This is a genomic window from Escherichia sp. WS1450 (genome assembly GCF_046487395.1).
In the GTDB taxonomy this organism is placed as follows: Bacteria; Pseudomonadota; Gammaproteobacteria; order Enterobacterales; family Enterobacteriaceae; genus Escherichia; species Escherichia coli.
The window spans coordinates 130,614-153,962 of sequence record NZ_JBJQJO010000007.1 but is presented as its reverse complement, the minus strand read 5'-3'; the positions used below and the strand labels follow the sequence as shown (position 1 = coordinate 153,962).

Here is a 23,349-nt window from a genome sequence, read left to right as displayed (position 1 = left end):
TGTCCTTATAGAGTCGGAACGGCCTGGGCAGCCTGTGCCGGGGCGGAAGTTGGAAGATAATGTTGTTCGGCGCTCATCGCCCATTGCTGATAGCGGCGATAAAGCTGTTCAAAGCGTTGTGCCTGTTCGCTGCGCGGTTGCAGGGTTTTCTCGACCGCACTGGCCATTTTTTGCTGGGCTGATGGGATGTCTGCGTGCACTTTCGCGGCGACGGCAGCGAAAATCGCCGCACCGAGCGCACAGCACTGGTCAGAGGCAACAATTTGCAGCGGGCGATTCAGCACGTCGCAGCAGGCCTGCATAATGACCTGGTTTTTCCGCGCGATGCCGCCCAGCGCCATCACGTTATTAACGGCGATCCCCTGATCGGTAAAGCACTCCATGATTGCGCGTGCGCCAAAGGCGGTGGCAGCAATCAAACCGCCGAACAGCAGCGGAGCGTCGGTAGCGAGGTTAAGATCGGTAATCACCCCTTTCAGGCGTTGGTTAGCGTTCGGTGTGCGGCGGCCGTTAAACCAGTCGAGCACCACCGGCAGGTGATCCAGAGACGGATTTTTGGCCCATGCTTCGGTCAGCGCCGGAAGCAGTTGTTTCTGGCTGGCGTTGATTTGCTCTTTCAGTTCCGGATGCTGGGCGGCAAGCTGTTCCAGCGGCCAGCCGAGTACGCGACCGAACCAGGCGTAGATATCGCCAAACGCCGATTGGCCTGCTTCCAGACCGATAAATCCAGGCACCACGCTGCCATCAACCTGACCGCAAATACCTTTCACTGCCCGCTCGCCAACGCTCTGTTTGTCGGCAATCAGAATGTCGCAGGTGGAAGTACCGATAACTTTTACCAGAGCGTTAGGCTGTGCGCCTGCGCCAACTGCGCCCATATGGCAGTCAAACGCGCCGCCGGAAATCACCACGCTTTCAGGCAGGCCGAGACGCTGCGCCCATTCCGGGCATAAAGTGCCCACCGGAATATCGGCAGTCCAGGTGTCAGTGAACAGCGGGGAAGGCAAATGGCGATTGAGGATTGGGTCCAGCTCATCAAAGAAACTGGCTGGCGGCAGGCCGCCCCAGCTTTCGTGCCATAGCGACTTATGCCCGGCGCTGCAACGTCCGCGACGAATATCCTGCGGGCGGGTGGTACCGGAAAGCAGAGCTGGCACCCAGTCGCACAGCTCAATCCACGATGCGGCAGATTGCGCCACGGCGCTGTCCTGGCGAGTTACATGCAGTATTTTTGCCCAGAACCATTCGCTGGAATAAATACCGCCAATATAGCGGGAGTAGTCAACGTTGCCCGGCGTGTGACATAAGCGGGTAATCTCTTCCGCTTCTTCAACCGCGGTGTGGTCTTTCCACAATACGAACATCGCGTTCGGGTTTTCGGCAAACTCCGGGCGCAGCGCCAGGACGTTACCGTCGGCGTCAATCGGTGCGGGCGTCGAGCCGGTTGTGTCAACGCCAATCCCGACCACAGCTGCGCGCTGCTCGGCGCTAAGCTCTGCAAGCACGGTTTTCAGCGCCGCTTCCATTGACTCAATGTAGTCACGCGGATGATGACGGAACTGGTTATTTGGGGCATCACAAAATTGCCCTTTCTGCCAACGGGGATACCACTCTACGCTGGTGGCGATCTCTTCACCGGTGGCGCAGTCCACCGCTAAAGCTCGCACAGAATCACTGCCAAAATCGAGGCCAATTGCAATCGCCATCGTTTCACTCCATCCAAAAAAACGGGTATGGAGAAACAGTAGAGAGTTGCGAAAAAAAGCGTCAGGTAGGATCCGCTAATCTTATGGATAAAAATGCTATGGCATAGCAAAGTGTGACGCCGTGCAAATAATCAATGTGGACTTTTCTGCCGTGATTATAGACACTTTTGTTACGCGTTTTTGTCATGGCTTTGGTCCCGCGTTGTTACAGAATGCTTTTAATAAGCGGGGTTACCGGTTGGATTAGCGAGAAGAGCCAGTAAAAGACGCAGTGACGGCAATGTCTGATGCAATATGGACAATTGGTTTCTTCTCTGAATGGCGGGAGTATGAAAAGTATGGCTGAAGCGCAAAATGATCCCCTGCTGCCGGGATACTCGTTTAACGCCCATCTGGTGGCGGGTTTAACGCCGATTGAGGCCAACGGTTATCTCGATTTTTTTATCGACCGACCACTGGGAATGAAGGGTTATATTCTCAATCTCACCATACGCGGCCAGGGGGTGGTGAAAAATCAGGGACGAGAATTTGTCTGCCGACCGGGTGATATTTTGCTGTTCCCGCCAGGAGAGATTCATCACTACGGTCGTCATCCGGAGGCTCGCGAATGGTATCACCAGTGGGTTTACTTTCGTCCGCGCGCCTACTGGCATGAATGGCTTAACTGGCCGTCAATATTTGCCAATACGGGTTTCTTTCGCCCGGATGAAGCGCACCAGCCGCATTTCAGCGACCTGTTTGGGCAAATCATTAACGCCGGGCAAGGGGAAGGGCGCTATTCGGAGCTGCTGGCGATAAATCTGCTTGAGCAATTGTTACTGCGGCGCATGGAAGCGATTAACGAGTCGCTCCATCCACCGATGGATAATCGGGTACGCGAGGCTTGTCAGTACATCAGCGATCACCTGGCAGACAGCAATTTTGATATCGCCAGCGTCGCACAGCATGTTTGCCTGTCGCCGTCGCGTCTGTCGCATCTGTTCCGCCAGCAGTTAGGAATTAGCGTCTTAAGCTGGCGCGAGGACCAACGCATTAGTCAGGCGAAGCTGCTTTTGAGCACCACCCGGATGCCTATTGCTACCGTCGGTCGCAATGTTGGTTTTGACGATCAACTCTATTTCTCGCGAGTATTTAAAAAATGCACCGGGGCCAGTCCGAGCGAGTTCCGTGCCGGTTGTGAAGAAAAAGTGAATGATGTAGCCGTCAAGTTGTCATAATTGGTAACGAATCAGACAATTGACGACTTGACGGAGTAGCATAGGGTTTGCAGAATCCCTGCTTCGTCCATTTGACAGGCACATTATGCAAGCATTGCTGGAACACTTTATTACCCAATCCACCGTGTATTCATTGATAGCGGTGGTGTTGGTGGCCTTTCTGGAGTCGCTGGCGCTGGTCGGTTTGATTCTACCCGGTACGGTGCTGATGGCGGGGCTGGGGGCGCTGATTGGCAGCGGCGAGTTAAGTTTCTGGCACGCCTGGCTGGCAGGGATCGTCGGTTGCCTGCTGGGCGACTGGATCTCCTTCTGGCTGGGCTGGCGTTTTAAAAAGCCATTGCATCGCTGGTCATTTCTGAAGAAAAACAAAGCACTACTTGATAAAACTGAACATGCGTTGCATCAACACAGCATGTTCACCATTCTGGTCGGTCGTTTTGTTGGCCCGACGCGTCCGCTGGTGCCAATGGTGGCGGGAATGCTGGATCTCCCGGTGGCAAAATTTATTACGCCGAATATTATCGGCTGCCTGCTGTGGCCACCGTTTTACTTCCTGCCGGGGATTCTGGCGGGTGCGGCGATCGATATTCCAGCCGGAATGCAGAGCGGCGAGTTTAAATGGTTGCTGCTGGCGACGGCGGTATTTTTGTGGGTTGGTGGCTGGCTGTGCTGGCGGTTATGGCGCAGCGGTAAAGCAACCGATCGTTTAAGTCATTATTTGTCGCGCGGTCGTTTGTTGTGGCTGACGCCGTTGATTTCTGCCGTCGGCGTGGTGGCGCTGGTGGTGTTAATTCGCCACCCGTTGATGCCGATGTATATCGATATTTTGCGTAAAGTGGTTGGGGTTTAGGAGGTAGTTTGCATCGGCGCTGGTTTGTTCCCCTCACCCTAACCCTCTCCCCAGAGGGGCGAGGGGACTGTCCGTGCGCTTTTAACCTTTAATCCCCAATAGTGCCGAAGCACTCGCCTTACCGCTCAACAACTCATTGGTCATACCCTGCCAGGCGATGCGCCCGTTGGCGACCACCACCGAGCGCGTGGCGATCCGCGCCGCATCTTCCACACTGTGCGACACCATCAATAGCGTCATTTTTTGCTGCTGGCAGCTCGTGCTCACCAGCGTCAACATCTCCTGACGTAACGCCGGATCGAGCGCAGAAAACGGTTCATCGAGCAATAAAATCGGCTGTTCGCGCACCAGACAACGCGCTAACGCCACGCGCTGTCGTTGACCGCCAGAAAGCTCGCCCGGTAATCGCGCCATTAAATTATCAATCCCCATCTGGCGGGCGATAGCGTGCATTTTCTCCTGTTGTGCCGCGTTCAGCTTCAATCCTGGATTAAGCCCCAGCCCGATGTTCTGCGCGACCGTCAGGTGACTGAACAGGTTGTTCTCCTGAAACAGCATCGACACCGGACGGCGTGACGGCGGCGTAGAGGTGTGATCAACGCCGTCGATAGTCAGCGAACCGCTGGCTGGCGTCAGAAAACCGGCGATCAAATTCAGCAGGGTACTTTTACCCGCGCCGCTTGGCCCGAGGATCGCCACCTGCTCGCCCCGTTCCACCGTTAAGCTAAAACGCATCGGCAAATGGTGGTAAAGCCAGGTGATATCAGTCAGTTTTAACATTTCGCCCCGGTAGTTTTTCAATCACGGTAAACAGCAGAAAACAGAGTAGCAGCAGAATTAACGCGGTGACCGCGCCGTCCTGGCTGCGATAGGAGCCAATTTGCTGGTAGAGATAAAACGGCAGGGTGCGGAAATCATCGTTACCGAACAACGCCACCACGCCAAAATCACCAATCGATAGCACACAAGCAAAGGCCAGTGCCTGCGCAAGTGGGCGTTTCAGGGCGCGCAGCTCCACCACTTTTAAGCGTGACCAGCCTTCAATGCCCAGCGACTGACACAACATACTGTAACGCGCGGTGATATCGCGCATCGGGTTTTCCAGCACCTTCAGCGCATAAGGGATCGCCATTAACGCATTGGTGAAAATCACAATGCCGTCAGCAGATTGCGGCAGGCCGACAGTGTTGTTGAGCAGTAAAAAGAAGCCCGTTGCCAACACAATCCCCGGCATGGCGAGGATCAACATGCCGCTCATCTCAAGCGCCTGACCGGCCAGCATTTTTTGCCGCGCCCGCAGTTCGCGACTGCTCCATAGCAGCATCATGGTCAGCACTACGCATAATACGCCTGCCGCCAGCGCAATACGCAACGAGGTCCACAGCGCCTGCCACAGCACCGGCTGCGCCAGCACTTCCGGCAACTGGCGATTTATCCCATCGACGAGCACCGCCAGTAACGGTGGCAGCAACAGCAACAGCGCCAGCACAATTAACACCGTGTCGCAAATGCGGCTATGCAGACGATCGTCCGGGTCGCGCCAGCCTTGCAGCAGCGTAGTGCCGGGCGCAATGGCCTTACTCAATCGCTGACTCAACAGCACTAGCCCGAGGCAACACACCATCTGGATCAACGCCAGCATCGCCGCGCGGGCAGGATCGTAGTCGTAACTCAGCGCCTGATAAATAGCCAGCTCGATAGTGGTCGCCTGCGGACCGCCGCCCAGCGACAGCACGGTGGCGAAGCTGGCAAAACAGAGCATAAAGATAAGCGCAGCAACTGGCGGGATTTGTCGCCATAACCACGGCCATTCGACGAAGCGGAAAAAATGCCAGCCGCGCATCCCAAGCTGGGCGGCAAGTTGACGTTGTTCGCCGGGAATGTTTTCCAGTGCCTGAAGTAATAAACGGCTCGCCATCGGCAGATTAAAAAACACATGGGCCAGCAAAATGCCTTGCAGGCCGTAGGGCGAAAAGGTCCACTCCAGACCGAGCGATTGGCAGAGCGATGCCAGCCAGCCCTGGCGACCATAGACGCTAAGAATGCCGAAAACAGCAACCAGCACCGGGAGGATCAAGGTCATTGCGCACAGACGCAACAGCGCCAGCCGACCCGGAAAGCGCCTGCGATAGAGCGCGCGGGCGAGGAATATCGCGGGTACGACAGAGAGTAGCGCCGAGAGAAACGCCTGCCAGAAGGAGAAGCGCACCACATGCCACAGGTAGCTGTCCTGCCAGATTGCCACCCAGTCACCCTGCGGCGCGTTCCACCACAGGGCGAGAAACGCCGCCAGCGCAACCGCCACCACAAGCGTAGCGGCGCTTACACCTGGAATTAACCAGCCGGGAATTAACGGCTGACGGCGCGTTGCCATTCGCTAATCCATGCCTGACGTTGTGCCGCCACTTCGGCTGGCGTGAACTCCAGCGTGGTTGCCGGTTTGGTCAATTGTTCAAACCCGGCAGGCAGCGTGACATTTGCCACCGGATACATCCAGTTGCCGGTTGGGATCGCATTCTGGAAAGCCGGAGAAACCATAAACTGGAGGAATTTTTGCGCCAGCTCTGGCTGCTTGCTGGCAGCGGTGCGGGCGGCGACTTCCACTTGCAAATAGTGACCTTCGCTGAAGTTCGCGGTGGCGTAGTTATCTTTCTTCTCTTCGAGAATGTGATAAGCCGGAGAGGTGGTGTAACTCAGTACCAGATCGCTTTCGCCTTTTAAAAACAGGCCGTAGGCTTCGCTCCAGCCTTTGGTGACCGTGACCGTTTTCTTCGCCAGTTTCTGCCAGGCTTGTGGGGCGTCATCGCCATAGACTTTTTGCATCCACAACAGCAGGCCCAGCCCCGGCGTACTGGTGCGCGGATCCTGATAAATCACCCGCCAGTTTTGATCGCTCTCAACCAATTCTTTCAGGCTTTGCGGCGGATTTTTCAGTTTGTTCTTGTCATAGACGAAGGCGAAATAGCCGTAATCAAACGGTACGAAAGTGTCATTATTCCAGCCGCCGGGTACATTTACCGCATCTGCTGCCACACCGCTTTTGGCAAACAGTCCGGTTTTGCTGGCGGCGTCTAACAGATTGTTATCCAGCCCCAGCACCACATCAGCTTTACTGTTTTTGCCTTCCATCCGCAGACGGTTGAGAAGCGAAACGCCATCTTCCAGCGCTACCAGTTTCAGTTCGCAATTACAGTCGGCTTCAAAGGCTTTTTTTACCACTGGGCCTGGCCCCCAGTCAGCGGCGAAGGAATCGTAGGTATAAACAGTCAGAACAGGTTTCGCGAAAACGGGCGCTGTGCACAGCAACAGCAGGGGAAGATATTTTTTTAACACTTTGCACCTCAAAAAAGAGTGGCAAAGGACTTGAGAAGGAGCCTCAAATCCCTTCGCCGGCGTTATCCGGATCAGGTTCGACGGGTATTTTCTCAGCGCACGCGTCTGCGTGGCACCCCGTTGAGAACGGCGTTAGTGTAGTGATTTTGTTATCAACCAGCAATCCATAGAGAAGGCGTATTAAAAAAGCCAATATTCGTTCAGCTATCAAGGACGTATTTGCATAGCTGGGAAGCTTTGAACCGAAAGAATCCCTTAGCACAGTCAAAATCGGTAATGCAACGGCTTATTGCGTGAATGAGCGATTTTTGACAGTATTCTTATTCAGGACGCTTATTCTGAGTTTTTAACTCAGAGTGGAGCTATCAGCATGAAAGTAAGAAACCCAGAACAGATTAGTATCCCTGCAAGTAATACCACTAAAGATCCAGGCCTTACTCACTCTCAGATTATCAGGATGGTTAACCTGGTCAAAAAGACCGAGAATATGAATATCTTTGAAGAGCTATGGGAGACGTTACGCAATCTCTTCCGGTCAGATAAACATTCCCAGACTGCGGCAAGGCAAATTCTGAAGGATGCATTTTATTTCCAGAATTGTGATGGCTACTCAAAATACTTTACCGGGGCTGTCGACGAGAAGGCGCGTGATAGGTTTACCCACCGGCTAAAAAAATTTAATGAACTCAAAGAACACGCAAAAGATCCGGAAATGATGCAGGCGAGGGGCTCAATCTCGCCAGATAATATGTTATGTGTCAGTTTTTATATTGGAAATATAGAGATATATACTCAGAAGTTGCAATTGGGAATAAGCCCCAGTACCGGGGGCATTGATCTGAGTAATGCTTGCCTTTCCGGGATTTCCCTTAATGGTGCTTGCCTTCGCAAGGCTGACCTGAGTAATGCTGAAATGGACAAGATCAGTCTGTGCAGTTCTAACCTACTCGGTGCTGACCTGCACGGTGCTAAAATGAACAATGCCAAAGTTATTAGCTCTGACCTGTCCTATACTAACCTGTCCGATACTGACATGTCCGATACTGACCTGGACGATACACTCCTGCGCAATGCAAAAATGGACAATACCATCCTGAACAATGCTTATATGGAAGATACTAACGTGCGCGGGATTAACCTGAGCAAGGCTGACCTTTCCGGCCAGGATAGCGCTAAATTGCGCAGTCGTGGCGCAATTATTGATTGAGCCAGAATAATAAATAGGGAAGGGGCAGGAACGCCCTTTCTTTTTTAAGTTGGTGCTGACCACTATATATAAAATAAGGTAAAAAACACACTGCCTTATTTTTTATATAAAACAATATTGCGCAGAAATACTGAATTCTACCCGGTATGCTAATTTTCATATGCCTGTCACTTAACATCAACATCCCACACCCACGCAAGATAAAATCTCGTCTGATTAGCCTCAAACAACAGCGTGTTACTGAAATTATGAGCGTGTATTTTTATTCTGGCAAAAGAAATTTGAGTTGGAGTCTGGAGTCGAATCCAGACTCTGCCTTGTTTTCAGGGAGTGCGGAGTCGTCATTTTTCAGACAATGAATCGCACACGATTCGAGATAATCTTATTTGCGACTCTAATCAGACGATGCATAAAACAGAGAAAATATAAAAGTAATGTATTTTATTCATTCCGTCTGAATATAAAAAACGCGCTCATGACCGCCAAAAGGCACAAGCTACTCTGGATCCGGCGGCGCAAACCACGCTGATTTAAAATCGAACCAGCCAAGGGTATTCATACGCAGGCCGCGCATACTGCGTTGCCCCTGAATGATCAGCCAGTGGTGGATAAGTGGCACCATTGCTTTGCTGGCGACCAGTTGCTGGCACCAGTTCGCCAGATTCATTTCGCCATTGCGCCAGCGGGCGGCGTCGGCTTGCCAGTCGATCGGAATACAGTGTTGGAGCAGCGGCACCTCGCATAAGTGCGCGAACAGCGAAAAATCCAGCGGCAGCGTAAAGTTGGCGCTGTTAAGCCAGATATCGCTCTCGATCTCTCCTTCATGCCACTGATCGTAGCTGATCTCTTTGATTTCCAGCGTGACCTGGTGACTTGCCAGAATCTGCTGCATGATCCCGGCAATCACCCGATGCTCACTGTGATCCTGATAAAAGGTCAGGGTGAGGCTTTCCAGGCCAGCCGGTTTTTCGCTCTTTATGGTGCGGGCATGGTGCCAACGGGGGAGCAGTCCATAAGCCGGGAACCACAGTTGCTGGTACTGTTCCTCAGCGAAATAGACCAGATTAGTTGGAGAAAGCACATAGCTTACCCAGTCCCTGACTTGCTGATTCGCCCCGCGATGGGTGCGGCTGTCGAACAGTAAATAGTAGCAACCTTCCTCCAGGCGGCTTTCAATCTCTTTTTCCTCGCCCTGTGGCCCTTTTAGCATCAGCCCTCCGGCTGGCTCGTCAGCAATTTCCGGCAGAACCCAGACGTTAACTTCGTCGATTAATGCCCGATAACCAAAGAAGTCATCGAATGCCTGAATTTTCAGTTGGTTGGTGCTGTTGCGGATCACCGCATACGGACCTGTGCCGATGGGATGGCTGGCAAAGTTACTGAGGGTTTCCCATTCGCGCGGCAGGATCATCGCCGGAACTTGCCCCAGCAGTAACGGTAACCAGTGGTCCGGTTGCGTGAGATGGATATCCAGCGTCCAGGGCGTCGGCGACACAATGTCAGCAATATGCGAATAGAGCGGCAGCGTATTGATTCGTTTTAAAGAGGCGATCACGTCGTCCATGTCAAGTTCACGACCATGATGAAAATGGACTCCTGGACGCAAAAAGAAACGCCAGTGAAGCGGTGATATTTGCTGCCAGTGGTGGGCTATGTCCGCTTCCAGTTCCCCATTTTCCTCATTTATGCGCGTTAGCGAACTGAAGATTTGCCGGGCGATATGGGTTTCGGAACGACGCAATGCACTGCCGGGCAGCAGATTACGCAACGGACGATAGTAGAGAACGCGCAGGATGTGCCGCCCCTGGCGGAAGCTGCGGCCCAGATGAGAAACCAGCATTTGCCGCACAGTCGCTTTGTCGCCAACCAACTGCACTAGTTGGTCGATACGATCCTGCTCCAGCAGATCTTCCGCCCGCTGTTGCTGAAGCGCCAGCCCGGTGTAGAGGAATGTCAGACGAGAGCGTTTACCGCGCCCGACTTCCGCTTCCCACGTCAGCCAGCCGCGATCCTGCATGGTGTTGAGCAGGGTGCGCATATGACGACGCGAGCAGCTCAATAACGCTGCCAGTTCGTTGAGCGTCGTGTCCTGCGATTTACCCTCGCAGCATTGCCACAGGCGGATGAACTGTTGTTGCAGACGAGCAGATGGCATAAAAGGGGAACTCCTGCGCAAAAGTCAGCAATTTTATTTTCCCTATATTAAGTCAATAATTCCTAACGATGAAGCAAGGAGGTGCCCCATGCGTCAGTTTTATCAGCACTATTTTACCGCGACAGCGAAGTTGTGCTGGTTGCGTTGGTTAAGCGTCCCACAACTATTAACCATGCTTGAAGAACTGATGCAGTGGGAGGGGAGTCATTCTGACTACTGATTTGCGGACATCATGTGTGACTGAGTATTGGTGTTAATCGCCACGCCAGCAGTGATTATCTGCTGGCTTTTTTCTTTTTGGCGATTGAGTGCCGAACGGTTTACAAACTAACGCATAAATGCCGGTTGCTTCTCTTCATAAGACGCAATAGCGTCGTCGTGCTGCAGGGTCAGGCCAATGCTGTCCAGACCATTCATCATGCAGTGGCGGCGGAAGGCATCAATGGTAAAGCGATAGGTTTTCTCTCCCGCTTTCACCTCTTGCGCTTCCAGGTCTACATCAAAATGAATCCCCGGATTGGCTTTCACCAGCGCAAACAGTTCGTCCACTTCTGCATCGCTTAATTTCACCGGCAGCAGCTGGTTGTTAAAGCTATTGCCGTAGAAGATGTCAGCAAAACTCGGCGCAATCACTACTTTAAAACCGTAGTCAGTCAATGCCCAGGGCGCGTGCTCACGCGAGGAGCCACAGCCGAAGTTTTCCCGCGCCAGCAAAATGGAAGCGCCCTGATACTGCGGGAAGTTCAGCACGAAGTCCGGGTTTGGCTGTTGGCCTTTTTCATCCAGAAAACGCCAGTCGTTAAACAGATGCGCGCCAAAACCTGTACGGGTCACTTTCTGCAAAAACTGTTTCGGGATGATTGCATCGGTATCGACATTGGCGGCATCCAGCGGAACCACCAGGCCTGTGTGTTTGATAAATTTCTCTGCCATGGTGTGCTCCTTATTTAATGTTGCGAATGTCGGCGAAATGTCCGGTCACCGCAGCTGCGGCAGCCATTGCCGGGCTGACCAGATGCGTGCGCCCGCCACGCCCCTGGCGGCCTTCAAAGTTACGGTTGCTGGTGGAGGCACAACGCTCACCCGGATTCAGGCGGTCGTTGTTCATCGCCAGACACATTGAGCAGCCGGGTAAACGCCATTCAAAACCGGCTTCAATAAAGATTTTGTCCAGACCTTCCGCTTCTGCCTGCGCTTTTACCGGGCCAGAGCCGGGAACCACCAGTGCCTGCACGCCTGGCGCGACTTTCCGCCCTTTGGCGATTTCAGCCGCCGCGCGTAAATCTTCAATACGCGAGTTAGTGCAGGAACCGATAAACACTTTGTCGATAGCCACTTCGGTCAGCGGAATACCCGGTTTCAGCCCCATATAGGCCAGCGCTTTTTCTGCCGACGCGCGTTCAACCGGATCGGCAAACGAAGCCGGATCGGGAATATTGTCGTTCACGGAAATCACCTGACCTGGATTGGTGCCCCAGGTGACCTGCGGTGAAATTTCTTCTGCCTGCAAAGTCACAACGGTATCGAAAGTTGCGCCTTCGTCGGTTTGCAGAGTTTTCCAGTAGGCAACGGCGTCGTCGAAATCTTTGCCTTTCGGCGCATGCAGACGGCCTTTGACATAGTTAAAGGTGGTTTCGTCCGGTGCAACCAGACCGGCTTTCGCGCCCATTTCGATTGCCATATTGCACAGGGTCATACGACCTTCCATGCTTAAATCACGGATTGCTTCGCCGCAAAACTCCACCACATGCCCGGTGCCGCCTGCGCTGCCAGTTTTACCGATAATTGCCAGCACGATATCTTTCGCGGTAATGCCTGGCGCAGCTTTGCCCTGGACTTCAATTTTCATGGTCTTCGCACGGCCCTGTTTCAGGGTTTGCGTTGCCAGTACGTGTTCAACTTCGGAAGTGCCGATACCAAAGGCCAGTGCGCCAAACGCGCCGTGAGTGGCGGTATGCGAGTCGCCGCAGACGATGGTCATCCCCGGCAAGGTCACGCCCTGTTCCGGCCCCATTACGTGGACGATCCCCTGATACGGGTGATTCAGGTCATACAGCTCGACGCCAAACTCTTTGCAGTTTTTAATCAGCTCCTGCATCTGGATGCGCGCCATTTCACCGCAGGCATTAATGTCTTTGGTCTGAGTAGAGACGTTGTGATCCATGGTGGCGAAGGTTTTGCCCGGCTGACGTACCGGGCGCCCGTGGGCGCGCAGACCATCGAACGCCTGCGGTGAGGTCACTTCATGCACCAGGTGGCGGTCGATATATAACAGCGGGGTTTCGTTTTCGGCTTCGTACACTACGTGAGCGTCGAACAATTTTTCGTATAACGTCTTAGCCATGATTACACCCCTTCTGCCACATAGCGGGCAATGATATCGCCCATTTCATTGGTACTAACGGCGGCAGCGCCACGGGCTAAATCTCCGGTGCGAATGCCTTCTTCTAATGCGCGGTTAATGGCGCGTTCAATGGCGGAAGCCGCATCATCGGCATCCAGGCTGTAACGCAGCAGCAGTGCCAGCGACAGAATTTGCGCAATCGGGTTGGCGATGTTTTTGCCTGCGATATCTGGTGCCGAGCCGCCCGCAGGTTCATACAGACCAAAACCTTGCTCGTTCAGGCTGGCGGAAGGCAACATCCCCATTGAGCCAGTGATCATTGCGCACTCGTCAGACAGAATGTCGCCAAACAGGTTGGAGCACAACAGAACGTCAAACTGTGATGGATCTTTAATCAGCTGCATGGTGGCGTTGTCGATGTACATATGCGCCAGTTCGACATCCGGGTATTCCGTGGCGATCTCGTTAACGATCTCCCGCCATAAAATAGAGGATTGCAGCACGTTGGCTTTGTCGATAGACGTCACTTTATGGCGACGTTTACGAGCAGATTCAAACGCGATGCGGGCGATACGTTCAATCTCAAAACGGTGATACACCTCGGTATCAAACGCTTTTTCATATTGTCCGCTACCTTCGCGGCCTTTTGGCTGACCGAAATAGATGCCGCCGGTCAGTTCGCGCACACACAGGATGTCGAAGCCGTTAGCGGCAATGTCAGCACGCAGCGGACAGAATGCTTCCAGCCCCTGATACAGTTTTGCCGGACGCAGATTGCTGAATAATTTGAATTGTTTACGCAAAGGCAACAGTGCGCCGCGTTCTGGTTGCTGGTCTGGCGGCAAATGTTCCCACTTCGGACCTCCTACCGAGCCAAACAGCACGGCATCGGCTTGCTCACAACCTTCAATCGTCGCAGGCGGCAGCGGCTGCCCGTGGTTATCAATGGCTGCGCCGCCTACATCGTAATGGCTGGTGGTGATGCGCATCGTAAAGCGGTTGCGCACGGCATCCAGCACTTTCAGCGCCTGGGTCATCACTTCCGGACCAATACCGTCCCCCGGCAATACGGCAATATGGTAATTCTTCGACATCACACGGTTTCCTTGTTGTTTTCGTTGTGTTGAGCTTTGCGTTGCAACTCTTTTTCGACTTCTGTGGCACGCCAGATATTGTTAAGTACGTGCACCATGGCTTTGGCGGAGGACTCGACAATATCGGTGGCCAGGCCGACGCCGTGGAAGCGGCGACCATTGTAGTTGGCGACAATATCCACCTGACCCAGCGCATCTTTACCGTGGCCTTTGGCGGTCAGGCTGTACTTCACCAGTTCGACGTTATAGTCAGTGATGCGGTTTATCGCCTGATAGACGGCATCGACCGGACCGTTACCGTTGGCGGCTTCTGCTTTGACTTCTTCGCCGCAGGCCAGTTTGACGGCGGCAGTGGCAATATCGTTAGAGCCAGACTGCACGCTGAAGTAATCCAGACGGAAATGCTCCGGCTCTTCTTGCTGCTTACCGATGAAGGCCAGTGCCTCCAGATCGTAATCAAACACCTGACCTTTTTTGTCCGCCAGCTTCAGGAAGGCATCGTACAAATTGTCTAAATTATATTCACTTTCTTTATACCCCATCTCATCCATGCGGTGTTTTACTGCCGCACGTCCCGAACGAGAGGTCAGATTCAGCTGGATTTGGTTCAAACCAATAGATTCTGGTGTCATGATTTCGTAGTTTTCGCGGTTTTTCAGCACACCATCCTGATGAATACCGGAGGAGTGTGCGAATGCGCCGCTGCCAACAATGGCTTTGTTTGCCGGGATCGGCATATTACAAATCTGGCTAACTAATTGGCTGGTGCGCCATATTTCCTGGTGATTAATGGCGGTATGAACGTTGAGAATATCCTTACGAACTTTGATCGCCATGATCACTTCTTCCAGGGAACAGTTACCGGCACGCTCGCCGATCCCGTTCATTGCACCTTCCACCTGGCGTGCACCGGCATGTACCGCCGCCAGTGAGTTTCCGACCGCCAGGCCCAAATCGTCGTGGGTATGTACGGAAATAATGGCTTTGTCGATGTTGGGTACGCGTTCATACAGCCCGCTGATGATTCCGGCGAACTCAAATGGCATGGTGTAGCCCACGGTGTCCGGGATGTTGATGGTGGTGGCACCGGCATTAATCGCCGCTTCGACCACTCGCGCCAGATCGGCAATTGGGGTGCGTCCGGCATCTTCGCAAGAAAATTCAACATCATCGGTGTAATTACGGGCGCGTTTCACCATATAGATAGCGCGTTCGATCACCTCGTCCAGCGTGCTACGCAGCTTGGTGGCAATGTGCATTGGCGAAGTGGCAATAAAGGTATGAATCCGGAAGGCTTCGGCGACTTTCAGAGATTCGGCCGCCACGTCGATATCCTTTTCCACGCAGCGAGCTAACGCGCATACGCGGCTGTTTTTAACCTGGCGAGCGATGGTTTGCACTGATTCAAAATCACCCGGCGAAGAGACGGGGAACCCGACTTCCATCACGTCAACACCCATACGCTCAAGGGCCAGCGCAATTTGCAGTTTTTCTTTCACACTCAAGCTTGCCTGTAACGCCTGTTCACCGTCGCGCAATGTGGTATCGAAAATAATGACTTGCTGGCTCATGGTTTGGGTCCTTGTCTCTTTTTGAGCGCCTCGCTTCGGGCATAAAAAAACCCGCGCAATGGCGCGGGTTTTTTGTTTGACTGCGTGCTGGCTTAATGCTGGATGCCGCTCACTCGTCTACCGCGCAAAGAAGATGCGTTTAGTAGTAGTAGACCGATAAAGCGAACGATGTGAGTCATTAAATCAGCTCCAGATGAATGCGATATGCTTTTAGAGTTACTGGATACAAAAACGGATGTCAACCCTGACGTAATAAAAACGTCCCGCCAGCATGAGTTCTGCATCCGTCAAATTAGCTAATTGTGCTGCGGTGGTTAAAACAAGCGATATTAATTTCTGCTTAACCACCGCCGCTTTTCATCGGTTGACATATTTCAGAATAAATTTTTGCATCTAATCGACGAGGGAAAGGGGGATAAAATGCACGCGTTACGAAACCTATCCTGATGATTTGTATTGAATTATATGTTTTGCGAATTTTTTGATATTGATTTGGTGAATATTATTGATCAATTAATGTTAAGGATTAATGCATTAAACATATAAATTAATTATTAAAAAAGCACATTTAATCCATTTTGTGGATGATTGAGTATTCGCGGTAGTTATGATTAGATTGTTTTCGCAACAAAAACATTATGGATTATTATGCTGTGGTAAATGACGCTTTCCACGGCAATGGATTCTGTTTTTATAAGAACCCGTATCTTTATGTTTTCCTAATTTTACTCATTTTCCTTTTTCTTATTTTATATGCATGATAAATCATATTCTCGAGGATTATTTCTCTGCATTCCAATAAGGGAAAGGGAGTTAAGTGTGACAGTGGAGTTAAGTATGCCAGAGGTACAAACAGATCATCCAGAGACGGCGGAGTTAAGCAAGCCACAGCTACGCATGGTCGATCTCAACTTATTAACCGTTTTCGATGCCGTGATGCAGGAGCAAAACATTACCCGTGCCGCTCATGTTCTGGGAATGTCGCAACCTGCGGTCAGTAACGCTGTTGCACGCCTGAAGGTGATGTTTAATGACGAGCTTTTTGTTCGTTATGGCCGTGGTATTCAACCGACTGCTCGCGCATTTCAACTTTTTGGTTCAGTTCGTCAGGCATTGCAATTAGTACAAAATGAATTACCAGGTTCAGGCTTTGAGCCTGCCAGTAGTGAACGTGTATTTCATCTTTGTGTCTGCAGCCCGTTAGACAGCATTCTGACCTCGCAGATTTATAATCACATTGAGCAGATTGCGCCAAATATACATGTTATGTTCAAGTCTTCATTAAATCAGAACACTGAATATCAGCTGCGTTATCAGGAAACGGAGTTTGTGATTAGTTATGAAGACTTCCATCGTCCTGAATTTACCAGTGTGCCATTATTTAAAGATGAAATGGTGCTGGTAGCCAGCAAAAATCATCCAACAATTAAAGGCCCGTTACTGAAACATGATGTTTATAACGAACAACATGCGGCGGTTTCGCTCGATCGTTTCGCGTCATTTAGTCAACCGTGGTATGACACGGTAGATAAGCAAGCCAGTATCGCGTATCAGGGCATGGCAATGATGAGCGTACTTAGCGTGGTGTCGCAAACGCATCTGGTCGCTATTGCGCCGCGTTGGCTGGCGGAAGAGTTCGCTGAATCCTTAGAATTACAGGTATTACCGCTGCCGTTAAAACAAAACAGCAGAACCTGTTATCTCTCCTGGCATGAAGCTGCCGGGCGCGATAAAGGCCATCAGTGGATGGAAGAGCAATTAGTCTCAATTTGCAAACGCTAACTGAATGCAGAATAGGTCAGACATCAATGTCTGGTTTATTCTGCATTTTTTATTGAATGTAGAATTTTATTCTGAATGTGTGTGCTCTCTATTTTAGGATTAATTAAAAAAATAGAGAAATTGCTGTAAGTTGTGGGATTCAGCCGATTTATTATCAATTTAATCCTCTGTAATGGAGGATTTTATCGTTTCTTTTCACCTTTCCTCCTGTTTATTCTTATTACCCCGTGTTTATGTCTCTGGCTGCCAATTGCTTAAGCAAGATCGGACGGTTAATGTGTTTTACACATTTTTTTCCGTCAAACAGTGAGGCAGGCCATGGAGATGTTGTCTGGAGCCGAGATGGTCGTCCGATCGCTTATCGATCAGGGCGTTAAACAAGTATTCGGTTATCCCGGAGGCGCGGTCCTTGATATTTACGATGCATTGCATACCGTGGGTGGTATCGATCATGTTTTAGTTCGTCATGAGCAGGCGGCGGTGCATATGGCCGATGGTCTGGCGCGCGCGACCGGGGAAGTCGGCGTCGTGCTGGTAACGTCGGGTCCAGGGGCGACCAATGCGATTACTGGCATTGCCACCGCTTATATGGATTCCATTCCATTAGTTGTCCTTTCCGGGCAGGTAGCGACCTCGTTGATAGGCTACGATGCCTTTCAGGAGTGCGACATGGTGGGGATTTCTCGCCCGGTGGTTAAACACAGTTTTCTGGTTAAGCAAACGGAAGACATTCCGCAGGTGCTGAAAAAGGCTTTCTGGCTGGCGGCAAGTGGTCGTCCTGGGCCCGTGGTCGTTGATTTACCCAAAGATATTCTTAATCCGGCGAACAAATTACCCTACATCTGGCCGGAGTCGGTCAGTATGCGATCTTACAATCCCACGACCTCCGGGCATAAAGGGCAAATTAAGCGCGCTCTGCAAACGCTGGTGGCGGCAAAAAAACCGGTTGTCTATGTAGGCGGTGGGGCAATCACGGCGGGCTGTCATCAGCAGCTAAAAGAAACGGTGGAGGCGTTGAATCTGCCCGTTGTTTCCTCATTAATGGGGCTGGGGGCGTTTCCGGCAACGCATCGTCAGGCACTGGGCATGCTGGGAATGCACGGCACCTACGAAGCTAATATGACGATGCATAACGCGGATGTGATTTTTGCCGTCGGGGTACGTTTTGATGACCGAACGACGAACAATCTGGCGAAGTACTGCCCAAATGCCACGGTTCTGCATATCGATATTGATCCTACTTCCATTTCTAAAACCGTGACTGCTGATATCCCGATTGTGGGGGATGCTCGCCAGGTCCTCGAACAAATGCTTGAACTCCTGTCGCAAGAATCCGTCCATCAACCGCTGGATGAGATCCGCGACTGGTGGCAGCAGATTGAACAGTGGCGCGCTCGTCAGTGCCTGAAATATGACTCTTACAGTGAAAAGATTAAACCGCAGGCGGTGATCGAGACTCTTTGGCGGTTGACGAAGGGAGACGCTTACGTGACGTCCGATGTCGGGCAGCACCAGATGTTTGCTGCGCTTTATTATCCATTCGACAAACCGCGTCGCTGGATCAACTCTGGGGGCCTCGGCACGATGGGGTTTGGTTTACCTGCGGCACTGGGCGTCAAAATGGCGTTGCCAGAAGAAACCGTGGTTTGCGTCACTGGCGACGGCAGTATTCAGATGAACATCCAGGAACTGTCTACAGCGTTGCAATACGAGTTGCCGGTACTGGTGGTGAATCTCAATAACCGCTATCTGGGGATGGTGAAACAGTGGCAGGACATGATCTATTCCGGCCGTCATTCACAATCTTATATGCAATCGCTACCCGATTTCGTTCGTCTGGCGGAAGCCTATGGTCACGTCGGGATCCAGATTTCTCATCCGCAAGAACTGGAAAGCAAACTTAGCGAGGCGCTGGAACAGGTGCGCAATAATCGCCTGGTGTTTGTTGATGTTACCGTCGATGGCAGTGAGCACGTCTACCCGATGCAGATTCGCGGGGGCGGAATGGATGAAATGTGGTTAAGCAAAACGGAGAGAACCTGATTATGCGCCGGATATTATCAGTCTTACTCGAAAATGAATCAGGCGCGTTATCCCGCGTGATTGGCCTTTTTTCCCAGCGTGGCTACAACATTGAAAGCCTGACCGTTGCGCCAACCGACGATCCGACATTATCGCGTATGACCATCCAGACCGTGGGCGATGAAAAAGTGCTTGAGCAGATCGAAAAGCAATTACACAAGCTGGTCGATGTATTACGCGTGAGCGAGTTAGGGCAGGGCGCGCATGTTGAGCGGGAAATCATGCTGGTGAAAATTCAGGCCAGCGGCTACGGGCGTGACGAAGTGAAACGTAATACGGAAATATTCCGTGGGCAAATTATTGATGTCACACCCTCGCTTTATACCGTTCAATTAGCAGGCACCAGCGATAAGCTTGATGCATTTTTAGCATCGATTCGCGATGTGGCGAAAATTGTGGAAGTTGCTCGCTCTGGTGTGGTAGGACTTTCGCGCGGCGATAAAATAATGCGTTGATAATGATCTCAATGCGCAATTTGCAGCCCAACATGTCACGTTGGGCTTTTTTTGCGAAATCAGTGGGAACCTGGAATAAAAGCAGTTGCCGCAGTTAATTTTCTGCGCTTAGATGTTAATGAATTTAACCCATACCAGTACAATGGCTATGGTTTTTACATTTTACGCAAGGGGCAATTGTGAAACTGGATGAAATCGCTCGGCTGGCGGGAGTGTCGCGGACCACTGCAAGCTATGTTATTAACGGCAAAGCGAAGCAATACCGTGTGAGCGACAAAACCGTTGAAAAAGTCATGGCTGTGGTGCGTGAGCACAATTACCACCCGAACGCCGTGGCAGCTGGGCTTCGTGCTGGACGCACACGTTCTATTGGTCTTGTGATCCCCGATCTGGAGAACACCAGCTATACCCGCATCGCTAACTATCTTGAACGCCAGGCGCGGCAAAGGGGTTATCAACTGCTGATTGCCTGCTCGGAAGATCAGCCCGACAACGAAATGCGCTGCATTGAGCACCTTTTACAGCGTCAGGTTGATGCCATTATTGTTTCGACGTCGTTGCCACCTGAGCATCCTTTTTATCAACGCTGGGCTAACGACCCGTTCCCGATTGTCGCGCTGGACCGCGCCCTCGATCGTGAACACTTCACCAGCGTGGTTGGTGCCGATCAGGATGATGCCGAAATGCTGGCGGAAGAGTTACGTAAGTTTCCCGCCGAGACGGTACTTTATCTTGGCGCGCTGCCGGAGCTTTCTGTCAGCTTCCTGCGTGAACAAGGTTTCCGTACTGCCTGGAAAGATGATCCGCGCGAAGTGCATTTCCTTTATGCCAACAGCTATGAGCGGGAGGCGGCTGCCCAGTTATTCGAAAAATGGCTGGAAACGCATCCGATGCCGCAGGCACTGTTCACAACGTCGTTTGCGTTGTTGCAAGGGGTGATGGATGTCACGCTACGTCGCGACGGCAAACTGCCTTCTGACCTGGCAATTGCCACCTTTGGCGATAACGAACTGCTCGACTTCTTACAGTGCCCGGTGCTGGCAGTGGCTCAACGTCACCGCGATGTCGCAGAGCGTGTGCTGGAGATTGTCCTGGCAAGCCTGGACGAACCGCGTAAGCCAAAACCTGGTTTAACGCGCATTAAACGTAATCTCTATCGCCGCGGCGTGCTCAGCCGTAGCTAAGCCGCGAACAAAAATACGCGCCAGGTGAATTTCTCTCTGGCGCGTTGAGTACGGGAATGGATATCAATATCCTTAAAGTAAATAAGACTATTCCTGGCTATTATTGATAAATGCTTTTAAACCTGCCCGTTAATTACCTCACCAGCTGAAATTCACAATAATTAAGTGATATCGATAGCGCGTTTTTGCATTATTTTGTTACATGCAGAGATGAATTGCCGATTTAACAAACACTTTTCTTTGCTTTTGCGCAAACCCGCTGGCATCAAGCGCCACACAGACGCAACAGGGACTGTTAACCGGGGAAGATATGTCCTAAAATGCCGCTCGCGTCGCAAACTGACACTTTATATTTGCTGTGGAAAATAGTGAGTCATTTTAAAACGGTGATGACGATGAGGGATTTTTTCTTACAGCTATTCATAACGTTAATTTGCTTCGCACGTTGGACGTAAAATAAACAACGCTGATATTAGCCGTAAACATCGGGTTTTTTACCTCGGTATGCCTTGTGACTGGCTTGACAAGCTTTTCCTCCGCTCCGTAAACTCCTTTCAGTGGGAAATTGTGGGGCAAAGTGGGAATAAGGGGTGAGGCTGGCATGTTCCGGGGAGCAACGTTAGTCAATCTCGACAGCAAAGGGCGCTTATCAGTGCCTACCCGTTATCGGGAACAGCTGCTTGAGAACGCTGCCGGTCAAATGGTTTGCACCATTGACATTCATCACCCGTGCCTGCTGCTTTACCCCCTGCCTGAATGGGAAATTATCGAGCAAAAATTATCGCGTCTGTCGAGCATGAACCCGGTTGAGCGCCGTGTGCAGCGCCTACTGTTAGGTCATGCCAGCGAATGTCAGATGGATGGCGCAGGTCGATTGTTAATCGCGCCAGTACTGCGGCAACATGCCGGGCTGACAAAAGAAGTGATGCTGGTTGGACAGTTCAACAAGTTTGAGCTGTGGGATGAAACAACCTGGCATCAACAGGTCAAGGAAGATATCGACGCAGAGCAGTTGGCTACTGGAGACTTATCGGAGCGACTGCAGGACTTGTCTCTATAAAATGATGGAAAACTATAAACATACTACGGTGCTGCTGGATGAAGCCGTTAATGGCCTCAATATCCGTCCTGATGGCATCTACATTGATGGGACTTTTGGTCGCGGTGGTCACTCACGTCTGATCCTCTCGCAGCTTGGCGAAGAGGGGCGTTTGCTGGCGATCGATCGCGACCCGCAGGCTATCGCCGTTGCGAAGACTATTGATGATCCGCGCTTCTCCATCATCCACGGACCTTTCTCCGCGCTGGGCGAATATGTTGCCGAGCGCGATCTTATCGGCAAGATCGACGGCATTCTCCTCGATCTTGGCGTCTCTTCACCGCAACTTGATGATGCTGAACGCGGCTTTTCCTTTATGCGCGATGGTCCGCTGGACATGCGTATGGACCCAACCCGTGGGCAGTCAGCCGCTGAATGGCTACAAACCGCAGAAGAAGCCGATATCGCCTGGGTATTGAAAACCTATGGTGAAGAGCGTTTTGCCAAACGCATTGCCCGCGCCATTGTCGAGCGAAACCGCGAACAGCCGATGACCCGCACCAAAGAACTGGCGGAAGTCGTGGCTGCCGCAACGCCGGTGAAAGATAAGTTTAAACATCCCGCGACCCGGACCTTCCAGGCGGTGCGCATTTGGGTAAACAGTGAACTGGAGGAGATAGAGCAGGCGCTAAAAAGCTCGCTCAACGTGCTGGCCCCGGGTGGGCGGCTTTCGATCATCAGCTTCCACTCGCTGGAAGACCGTATTGTGAAACGTTTTATGCGTGAAAACAGCCGCGGTCCGCAAGTTCCGGCAGGGTTACCGATGACTGAAGAGCAGCTCAAAAAACTGGGTGGCCGTCAGCTGCGAGCACTAGGCAAGTTAATGCCGGGCGAAGAAGAGGTGGCTGAGAACCCTCGTGCCCGTAGTTCAGTTCTGCGTATTGCAGAGAGGACGAACGCATGATCAGCAGAGTGACAGAAGCTCTAAGCAAAGTTAAAGGATCGATGGGAAGCCACGAGCGCCATGCATTGCCTGGTGTTATCGGTGACGATCTTTTGCGATTTGGGAAGCTGCCACTCTGCCTGTTCATTTGCATTATTTTGACGGCGGTGACCGTGGTAACCACGGCGCACCATACCCGTTTACTGACCGCTCAGCGCGAACAACTGGTGCTGGAGCGAGATGCTTTAGACATTGAATGGCGCAACCTGATCCTTGAAGAGAATGCGCTCGGCGACCATAGCCGGGTGGAAAGGATCGCCACGGAAAAGCTGCAAATGCAGCATGTTGATCCGTCACAAGAAAATATCGTAGTGCAAAAATAAGGAT

General features: G+C 51.8%; 23 protein-coding genes, 1 pseudogene and 1 riboswitch. Of the genes and pseudogenes, 13 read left to right on the top strand and 11 right to left on the bottom strand.

The window, feature by feature from the left end:
- Positions 1-5: 5 nt before the first annotated feature.
- Positions 6-1,706 (bottom strand): ribulokinase, encoded by a 1,701-nt coding sequence (gene araB / locus ACJHYR_RS11005; RefSeq protein WP_000951845.1) that lies wholly within the window; start codon positions 1,704-1,706, stop codon positions 6-8.
- A gap of 338 nt (positions 1,707-2,044) precedes the next feature.
- On the opposite strand from araB, the gene araC reads away from it, so the two are divergent.
- Positions 2,045-2,923, top strand: a complete 879-nt coding sequence (araC, locus tag ACJHYR_RS11000) for an arabinose operon transcriptional regulator AraC (protein WP_001300811.1) — start codon at positions 2,045-2,047, stop codon at positions 2,921-2,923.
- An 85-nt stretch (positions 2,924-3,008) separates the two neighbouring features.
- Entirely contained in the window at positions 3,009-3,773 is a 765-nt protein-coding gene (locus tag ACJHYR_RS10995) for a DedA family protein (protein WP_059328313.1), read from the top strand.
- An 81-nt stretch (positions 3,774-3,854) separates the two neighbouring features.
- On the opposite strand, the gene thiQ is transcribed toward ACJHYR_RS10995, so the two are convergent.
- The 3 genes from thiQ to thiB are packed head-to-tail and all read right to left on the bottom strand — an operon-like array spanning position 3,855 to position 7,106.
- Positions 3,855-4,553: a thiamine ABC transporter ATP-binding protein ThiQ gene (gene thiQ, locus ACJHYR_RS10990; RefSeq protein WP_072837376.1), complete on the bottom strand. Its 699-nt coding sequence runs from the start codon at positions 4,551-4,553 to the stop codon at positions 3,855-3,857.
- On the bottom strand, positions 4,537-6,147 hold the full coding sequence (gene thiP, locus ACJHYR_RS10985) for a thiamine/thiamine pyrophosphate ABC transporter permease ThiP (RefSeq protein WP_059328312.1): 1,611 nt from the start codon (positions 6,145-6,147) through the stop codon (positions 4,537-4,539). The genes thiQ and thiP overlap by 17 nt, the downstream gene beginning before the upstream one ends.
- Positions 6,123-7,106, bottom strand: coding sequence for a thiamine ABC transporter substrate binding subunit (gene thiB / locus ACJHYR_RS10980; RefSeq protein ID WP_001306203.1), 984 nt, complete (start codon positions 7,104-7,106; stop codon positions 6,123-6,125). Before thiB ends, thiP begins: the two co-directional genes overlap by 25 nt.
- A 30-nt stretch (positions 7,107-7,136) precedes the next feature.
- Positions 7,137-7,236, bottom strand: a riboswitch (TPP riboswitch).
- Between the two features lie 240 nt (positions 7,237-7,476).
- Between thiB and ACJHYR_RS10975 the strand changes: the two are divergent.
- Both ACJHYR_RS10975 and ACJHYR_RS10970 read left to right on the top strand, forming a co-directional pair.
- A pseudogene (locus tag ACJHYR_RS10975) lies at positions 7,477-8,145 on the top strand (pentapeptide repeat-containing protein); the annotation flags it as partial.
- The gene (locus ACJHYR_RS10970) at positions 8,140-8,313 is read left to right on the top strand and encodes a pentapeptide repeat-containing protein (protein ID WP_240751378.1); all 174 of its coding nucleotides are present in this window, start codon (positions 8,140-8,142) and stop codon (positions 8,311-8,313) included. The pseudogene ACJHYR_RS10975 and the gene ACJHYR_RS10970, both read left to right, overlap by 6 nt.
- 496 nt (positions 8,314-8,809) lie before the next feature.
- On the opposite strand, the gene sgrR is transcribed toward ACJHYR_RS10970, so the two are convergent.
- Positions 8,810-10,468, bottom strand: coding sequence for a DNA-binding transcriptional regulator SgrR (sgrR, locus tag ACJHYR_RS10965; protein ID WP_042028615.1), 1,659 nt, complete (start codon positions 10,466-10,468; stop codon positions 8,810-8,812).
- A gap of 88 nt (positions 10,469-10,556) precedes the next feature.
- Between sgrR and sgrT the strand changes: the two genes are divergently transcribed.
- On the top strand, positions 10,557-10,688 hold the full coding sequence (gene sgrT / locus ACJHYR_RS10960) for a glucose uptake inhibitor SgrT (protein ID WP_001248766.1): 132 nt from the start codon (positions 10,557-10,559) through the stop codon (positions 10,686-10,688).
- A 107-nt stretch (positions 10,689-10,795) separates the two neighbouring features.
- Here the strand turns inward: sgrT and leuD are convergent, their stop codons facing one another.
- The 5 genes from leuD to leuL all read right to left on the bottom strand — a co-directional run bounded on the left by leuD (position 10,796) and on the right by leuL (position 15,656).
- On the bottom strand, positions 10,796-11,401 hold the full coding sequence (gene leuD / locus ACJHYR_RS10955) for a 3-isopropylmalate dehydratase small subunit (protein ID WP_000818231.1): 606 nt from the start codon (positions 11,399-11,401) through the stop codon (positions 10,796-10,798).
- A 10-nt stretch (positions 11,402-11,411) separates the two neighbouring features.
- Complete coding sequence (gene leuC, locus ACJHYR_RS10950) at positions 11,412-12,812, bottom strand: 3-isopropylmalate dehydratase large subunit (RefSeq protein ID WP_001140652.1); 1,401 nt, start codon at positions 12,810-12,812, stop codon at positions 11,412-11,414.
- A 2-nt stretch (positions 12,813-12,814) separates the two neighbouring features.
- Positions 12,815-13,906: a 3-isopropylmalate dehydrogenase gene (gene leuB / locus ACJHYR_RS10945; protein WP_000042379.1), complete on the bottom strand. Its 1,092-nt coding sequence runs from the start codon at positions 13,904-13,906 to the stop codon at positions 12,815-12,817.
- Positions 13,906-15,477, bottom strand: coding sequence for a 2-isopropylmalate synthase (leuA, locus tag ACJHYR_RS10940; protein WP_000082847.1), 1,572 nt, complete (start codon positions 15,475-15,477; stop codon positions 13,906-13,908). Before leuA ends, leuB begins: the two co-directional genes overlap by 1 nt.
- 92 nt (positions 15,478-15,569) lie before the next feature.
- The gene (gene leuL / locus ACJHYR_RS10935; protein ID WP_001300467.1) at positions 15,570-15,656 is read right to left on the bottom strand and encodes a leu operon leader peptide; all 87 of its coding nucleotides are present in this window, start codon (positions 15,654-15,656) and stop codon (positions 15,570-15,572) included.
- A gap of 658 nt (positions 15,657-16,314) precedes the next feature.
- Here leuL and leuO point away from each other — a divergent pair.
- Positions 16,315-17,259 (top strand): transcriptional regulator LeuO, encoded by a 945-nt coding sequence (gene leuO / locus ACJHYR_RS10930; RefSeq protein ID WP_059328311.1) that lies wholly within the window; start codon positions 16,315-16,317, stop codon positions 17,257-17,259.
- A gap of 154 nt (positions 17,260-17,413) precedes the next feature.
- On the opposite strand, the gene ACJHYR_RS10925 is transcribed toward leuO, so the two are convergent.
- Positions 17,414-17,458 carry a protein YabR gene (locus ACJHYR_RS10925; protein WP_120795371.1) on the bottom strand — a complete coding sequence of 15 codons (45 nt, stop codon included), beginning with the start codon at positions 17,456-17,458 and terminating at the stop codon, positions 17,414-17,416.
- A gap of 119 nt (positions 17,459-17,577) precedes the next feature.
- Between ACJHYR_RS10925 and ilvI the strand changes: the two genes are divergently transcribed.
- From ilvI to ftsL, 7 genes are all read left to right on the top strand, one after another.
- Entirely contained in the window at positions 17,578-19,302 is a 1,725-nt protein-coding gene (gene ilvI, locus ACJHYR_RS10920) for an acetolactate synthase 3 large subunit (RefSeq protein ID WP_000425633.1), read from the top strand.
- A gap of 2 nt (positions 19,303-19,304) precedes the next feature.
- Positions 19,305-19,796 (top strand): acetolactate synthase small subunit, encoded by a 492-nt coding sequence (gene ilvN / locus ACJHYR_RS10915; RefSeq protein ID WP_001252744.1) that lies wholly within the window; start codon positions 19,305-19,307, stop codon positions 19,794-19,796.
- Positions 19,797-19,807: 11 nt separating this feature from the next.
- On the top strand, positions 19,808-19,894 hold the full coding sequence (locus tag ACJHYR_RS10910) for a fruR/shl operon leader peptide (RefSeq protein WP_001303787.1): 87 nt from the start codon (positions 19,808-19,810) through the stop codon (positions 19,892-19,894).
- A gap of 81 nt (positions 19,895-19,975) precedes the next feature.
- Positions 19,976-20,980, top strand: coding sequence for a catabolite repressor/activator (cra, locus tag ACJHYR_RS10905; protein ID WP_000762401.1), 1,005 nt, complete (start codon positions 19,976-19,978; stop codon positions 20,978-20,980).
- 601 nt (positions 20,981-21,581) lie between these two features.
- Positions 21,582-22,040, top strand: a complete 459-nt coding sequence (gene mraZ / locus ACJHYR_RS10900) for a division/cell wall cluster transcriptional repressor MraZ (protein WP_001295770.1) — start codon at positions 21,582-21,584, stop codon at positions 22,038-22,040.
- Position 22,041: 1 nt separating this feature from the next.
- Positions 22,042-22,983, top strand: a complete 942-nt coding sequence (gene rsmH / locus ACJHYR_RS10895; RefSeq protein ID WP_000970479.1) for a 16S rRNA (cytosine(1402)-N(4))-methyltransferase RsmH — start codon at positions 22,042-22,044, stop codon at positions 22,981-22,983.
- A complete protein-coding gene (ftsL, locus tag ACJHYR_RS10890; RefSeq protein WP_000625658.1) occupies positions 22,980-23,345 on the top strand; it encodes a cell division protein FtsL in 366 nt (121 codons plus the stop codon). Before rsmH ends, ftsL begins: the two co-directional genes overlap by 4 nt.
- The last annotated feature ends 4 nt before the right edge of the window (positions 23,346-23,349 follow it).

What these genes read in the sequence shown, in the direction of transcription:
- sgrR (WP_042028615.1), bottom strand. Translation starts at nt 10,468, where the DNA reads ATGCCATCTGCTCGTCTGCAACAACAGTTCATCCGCCTGTGGCAATGC.
- ilvN (WP_001252744.1), top strand. Translation starts at nt 19,305, where the DNA reads ATGCGCCGGATATTATCAGTCTTACTCGAAAATGAATCAGGCGCGTTA.
- leuB (WP_000042379.1), bottom strand. Translation starts at nt 13,906, where the DNA reads ATGTCGAAGAATTACCATATTGCCGTATTGCCGGGGGACGGTATTGGT.
- leuL (WP_001300467.1), bottom strand. Translation starts at nt 15,656, where the DNA reads ATGACTCACATCGTTCGCTTTATCGGTCTACTACTACTAAACGCATCT.
- leuC (WP_001140652.1), bottom strand. Translation starts at nt 12,812, where the DNA reads ATGGCTAAGACGTTATACGAAAAATTGTTCGACGCTCACGTAGTGTAC.
- sgrT (WP_001248766.1), top strand. Translation starts at nt 10,557, where the DNA reads ATGCGTCAGTTTTATCAGCACTATTTTACCGCGACAGCGAAGTTGTGC.
- ACJHYR_RS10910 (WP_001303787.1), top strand. Translation starts at nt 19,808, where the DNA reads ATGCGCAATTTGCAGCCCAACATGTCACGTTGGGCTTTTTTTGCGAAA.
- rsmH (WP_000970479.1), top strand. Translation starts at nt 22,042, where the DNA reads ATGATGGAAAACTATAAACATACTACGGTGCTGCTGGATGAAGCCGTT.
- ftsL (WP_000625658.1), top strand. Translation starts at nt 22,980, where the DNA reads ATGATCAGCAGAGTGACAGAAGCTCTAAGCAAAGTTAAAGGATCGATG.
- araB (WP_000951845.1), bottom strand. Translation starts at nt 1,706, where the DNA reads ATGGCGATTGCAATTGGCCTCGATTTTGGCAGTGATTCTGTGCGAGCT.
- ACJHYR_RS10995 (WP_059328313.1), top strand. Translation starts at nt 3,009, where the DNA reads ATGCAAGCATTGCTGGAACACTTTATTACCCAATCCACCGTGTATTCA.
- thiP (WP_059328312.1), bottom strand. Translation starts at nt 6,147, where the DNA reads ATGGCAACGCGCCGTCAGCCGTTAATTCCCGGCTGGTTAATTCCAGGT.
- ACJHYR_RS10970 (WP_240751378.1), top strand. Translation starts at nt 8,140, where the DNA reads ATGTCCGATACTGACCTGGACGATACACTCCTGCGCAATGCAAAAATG.
- leuA (WP_000082847.1), bottom strand. Translation starts at nt 15,477, where the DNA reads ATGAGCCAGCAAGTCATTATTTTCGATACCACATTGCGCGACGGTGAA.
- leuD (WP_000818231.1), bottom strand. Translation starts at nt 11,401, where the DNA reads ATGGCAGAGAAATTTATCAAACACACAGGCCTGGTGGTTCCGCTGGAT.
- leuO (WP_059328311.1), top strand. Translation starts at nt 16,315, where the DNA reads ATGCCAGAGGTACAAACAGATCATCCAGAGACGGCGGAGTTAAGCAAG.
- ilvI (WP_000425633.1), top strand. Translation starts at nt 17,578, where the DNA reads ATGGAGATGTTGTCTGGAGCCGAGATGGTCGTCCGATCGCTTATCGAT.
- mraZ (WP_001295770.1), top strand. Translation starts at nt 21,582, where the DNA reads ATGTTCCGGGGAGCAACGTTAGTCAATCTCGACAGCAAAGGGCGCTTA.
- thiQ (WP_072837376.1), bottom strand. Translation starts at nt 4,553, where the DNA reads ATGTTAAAACTGACTGATATCACCTGGCTTTACCACCATTTGCCGATG.
- araC (WP_001300811.1), top strand. Translation starts at nt 2,045, where the DNA reads ATGGCTGAAGCGCAAAATGATCCCCTGCTGCCGGGATACTCGTTTAAC.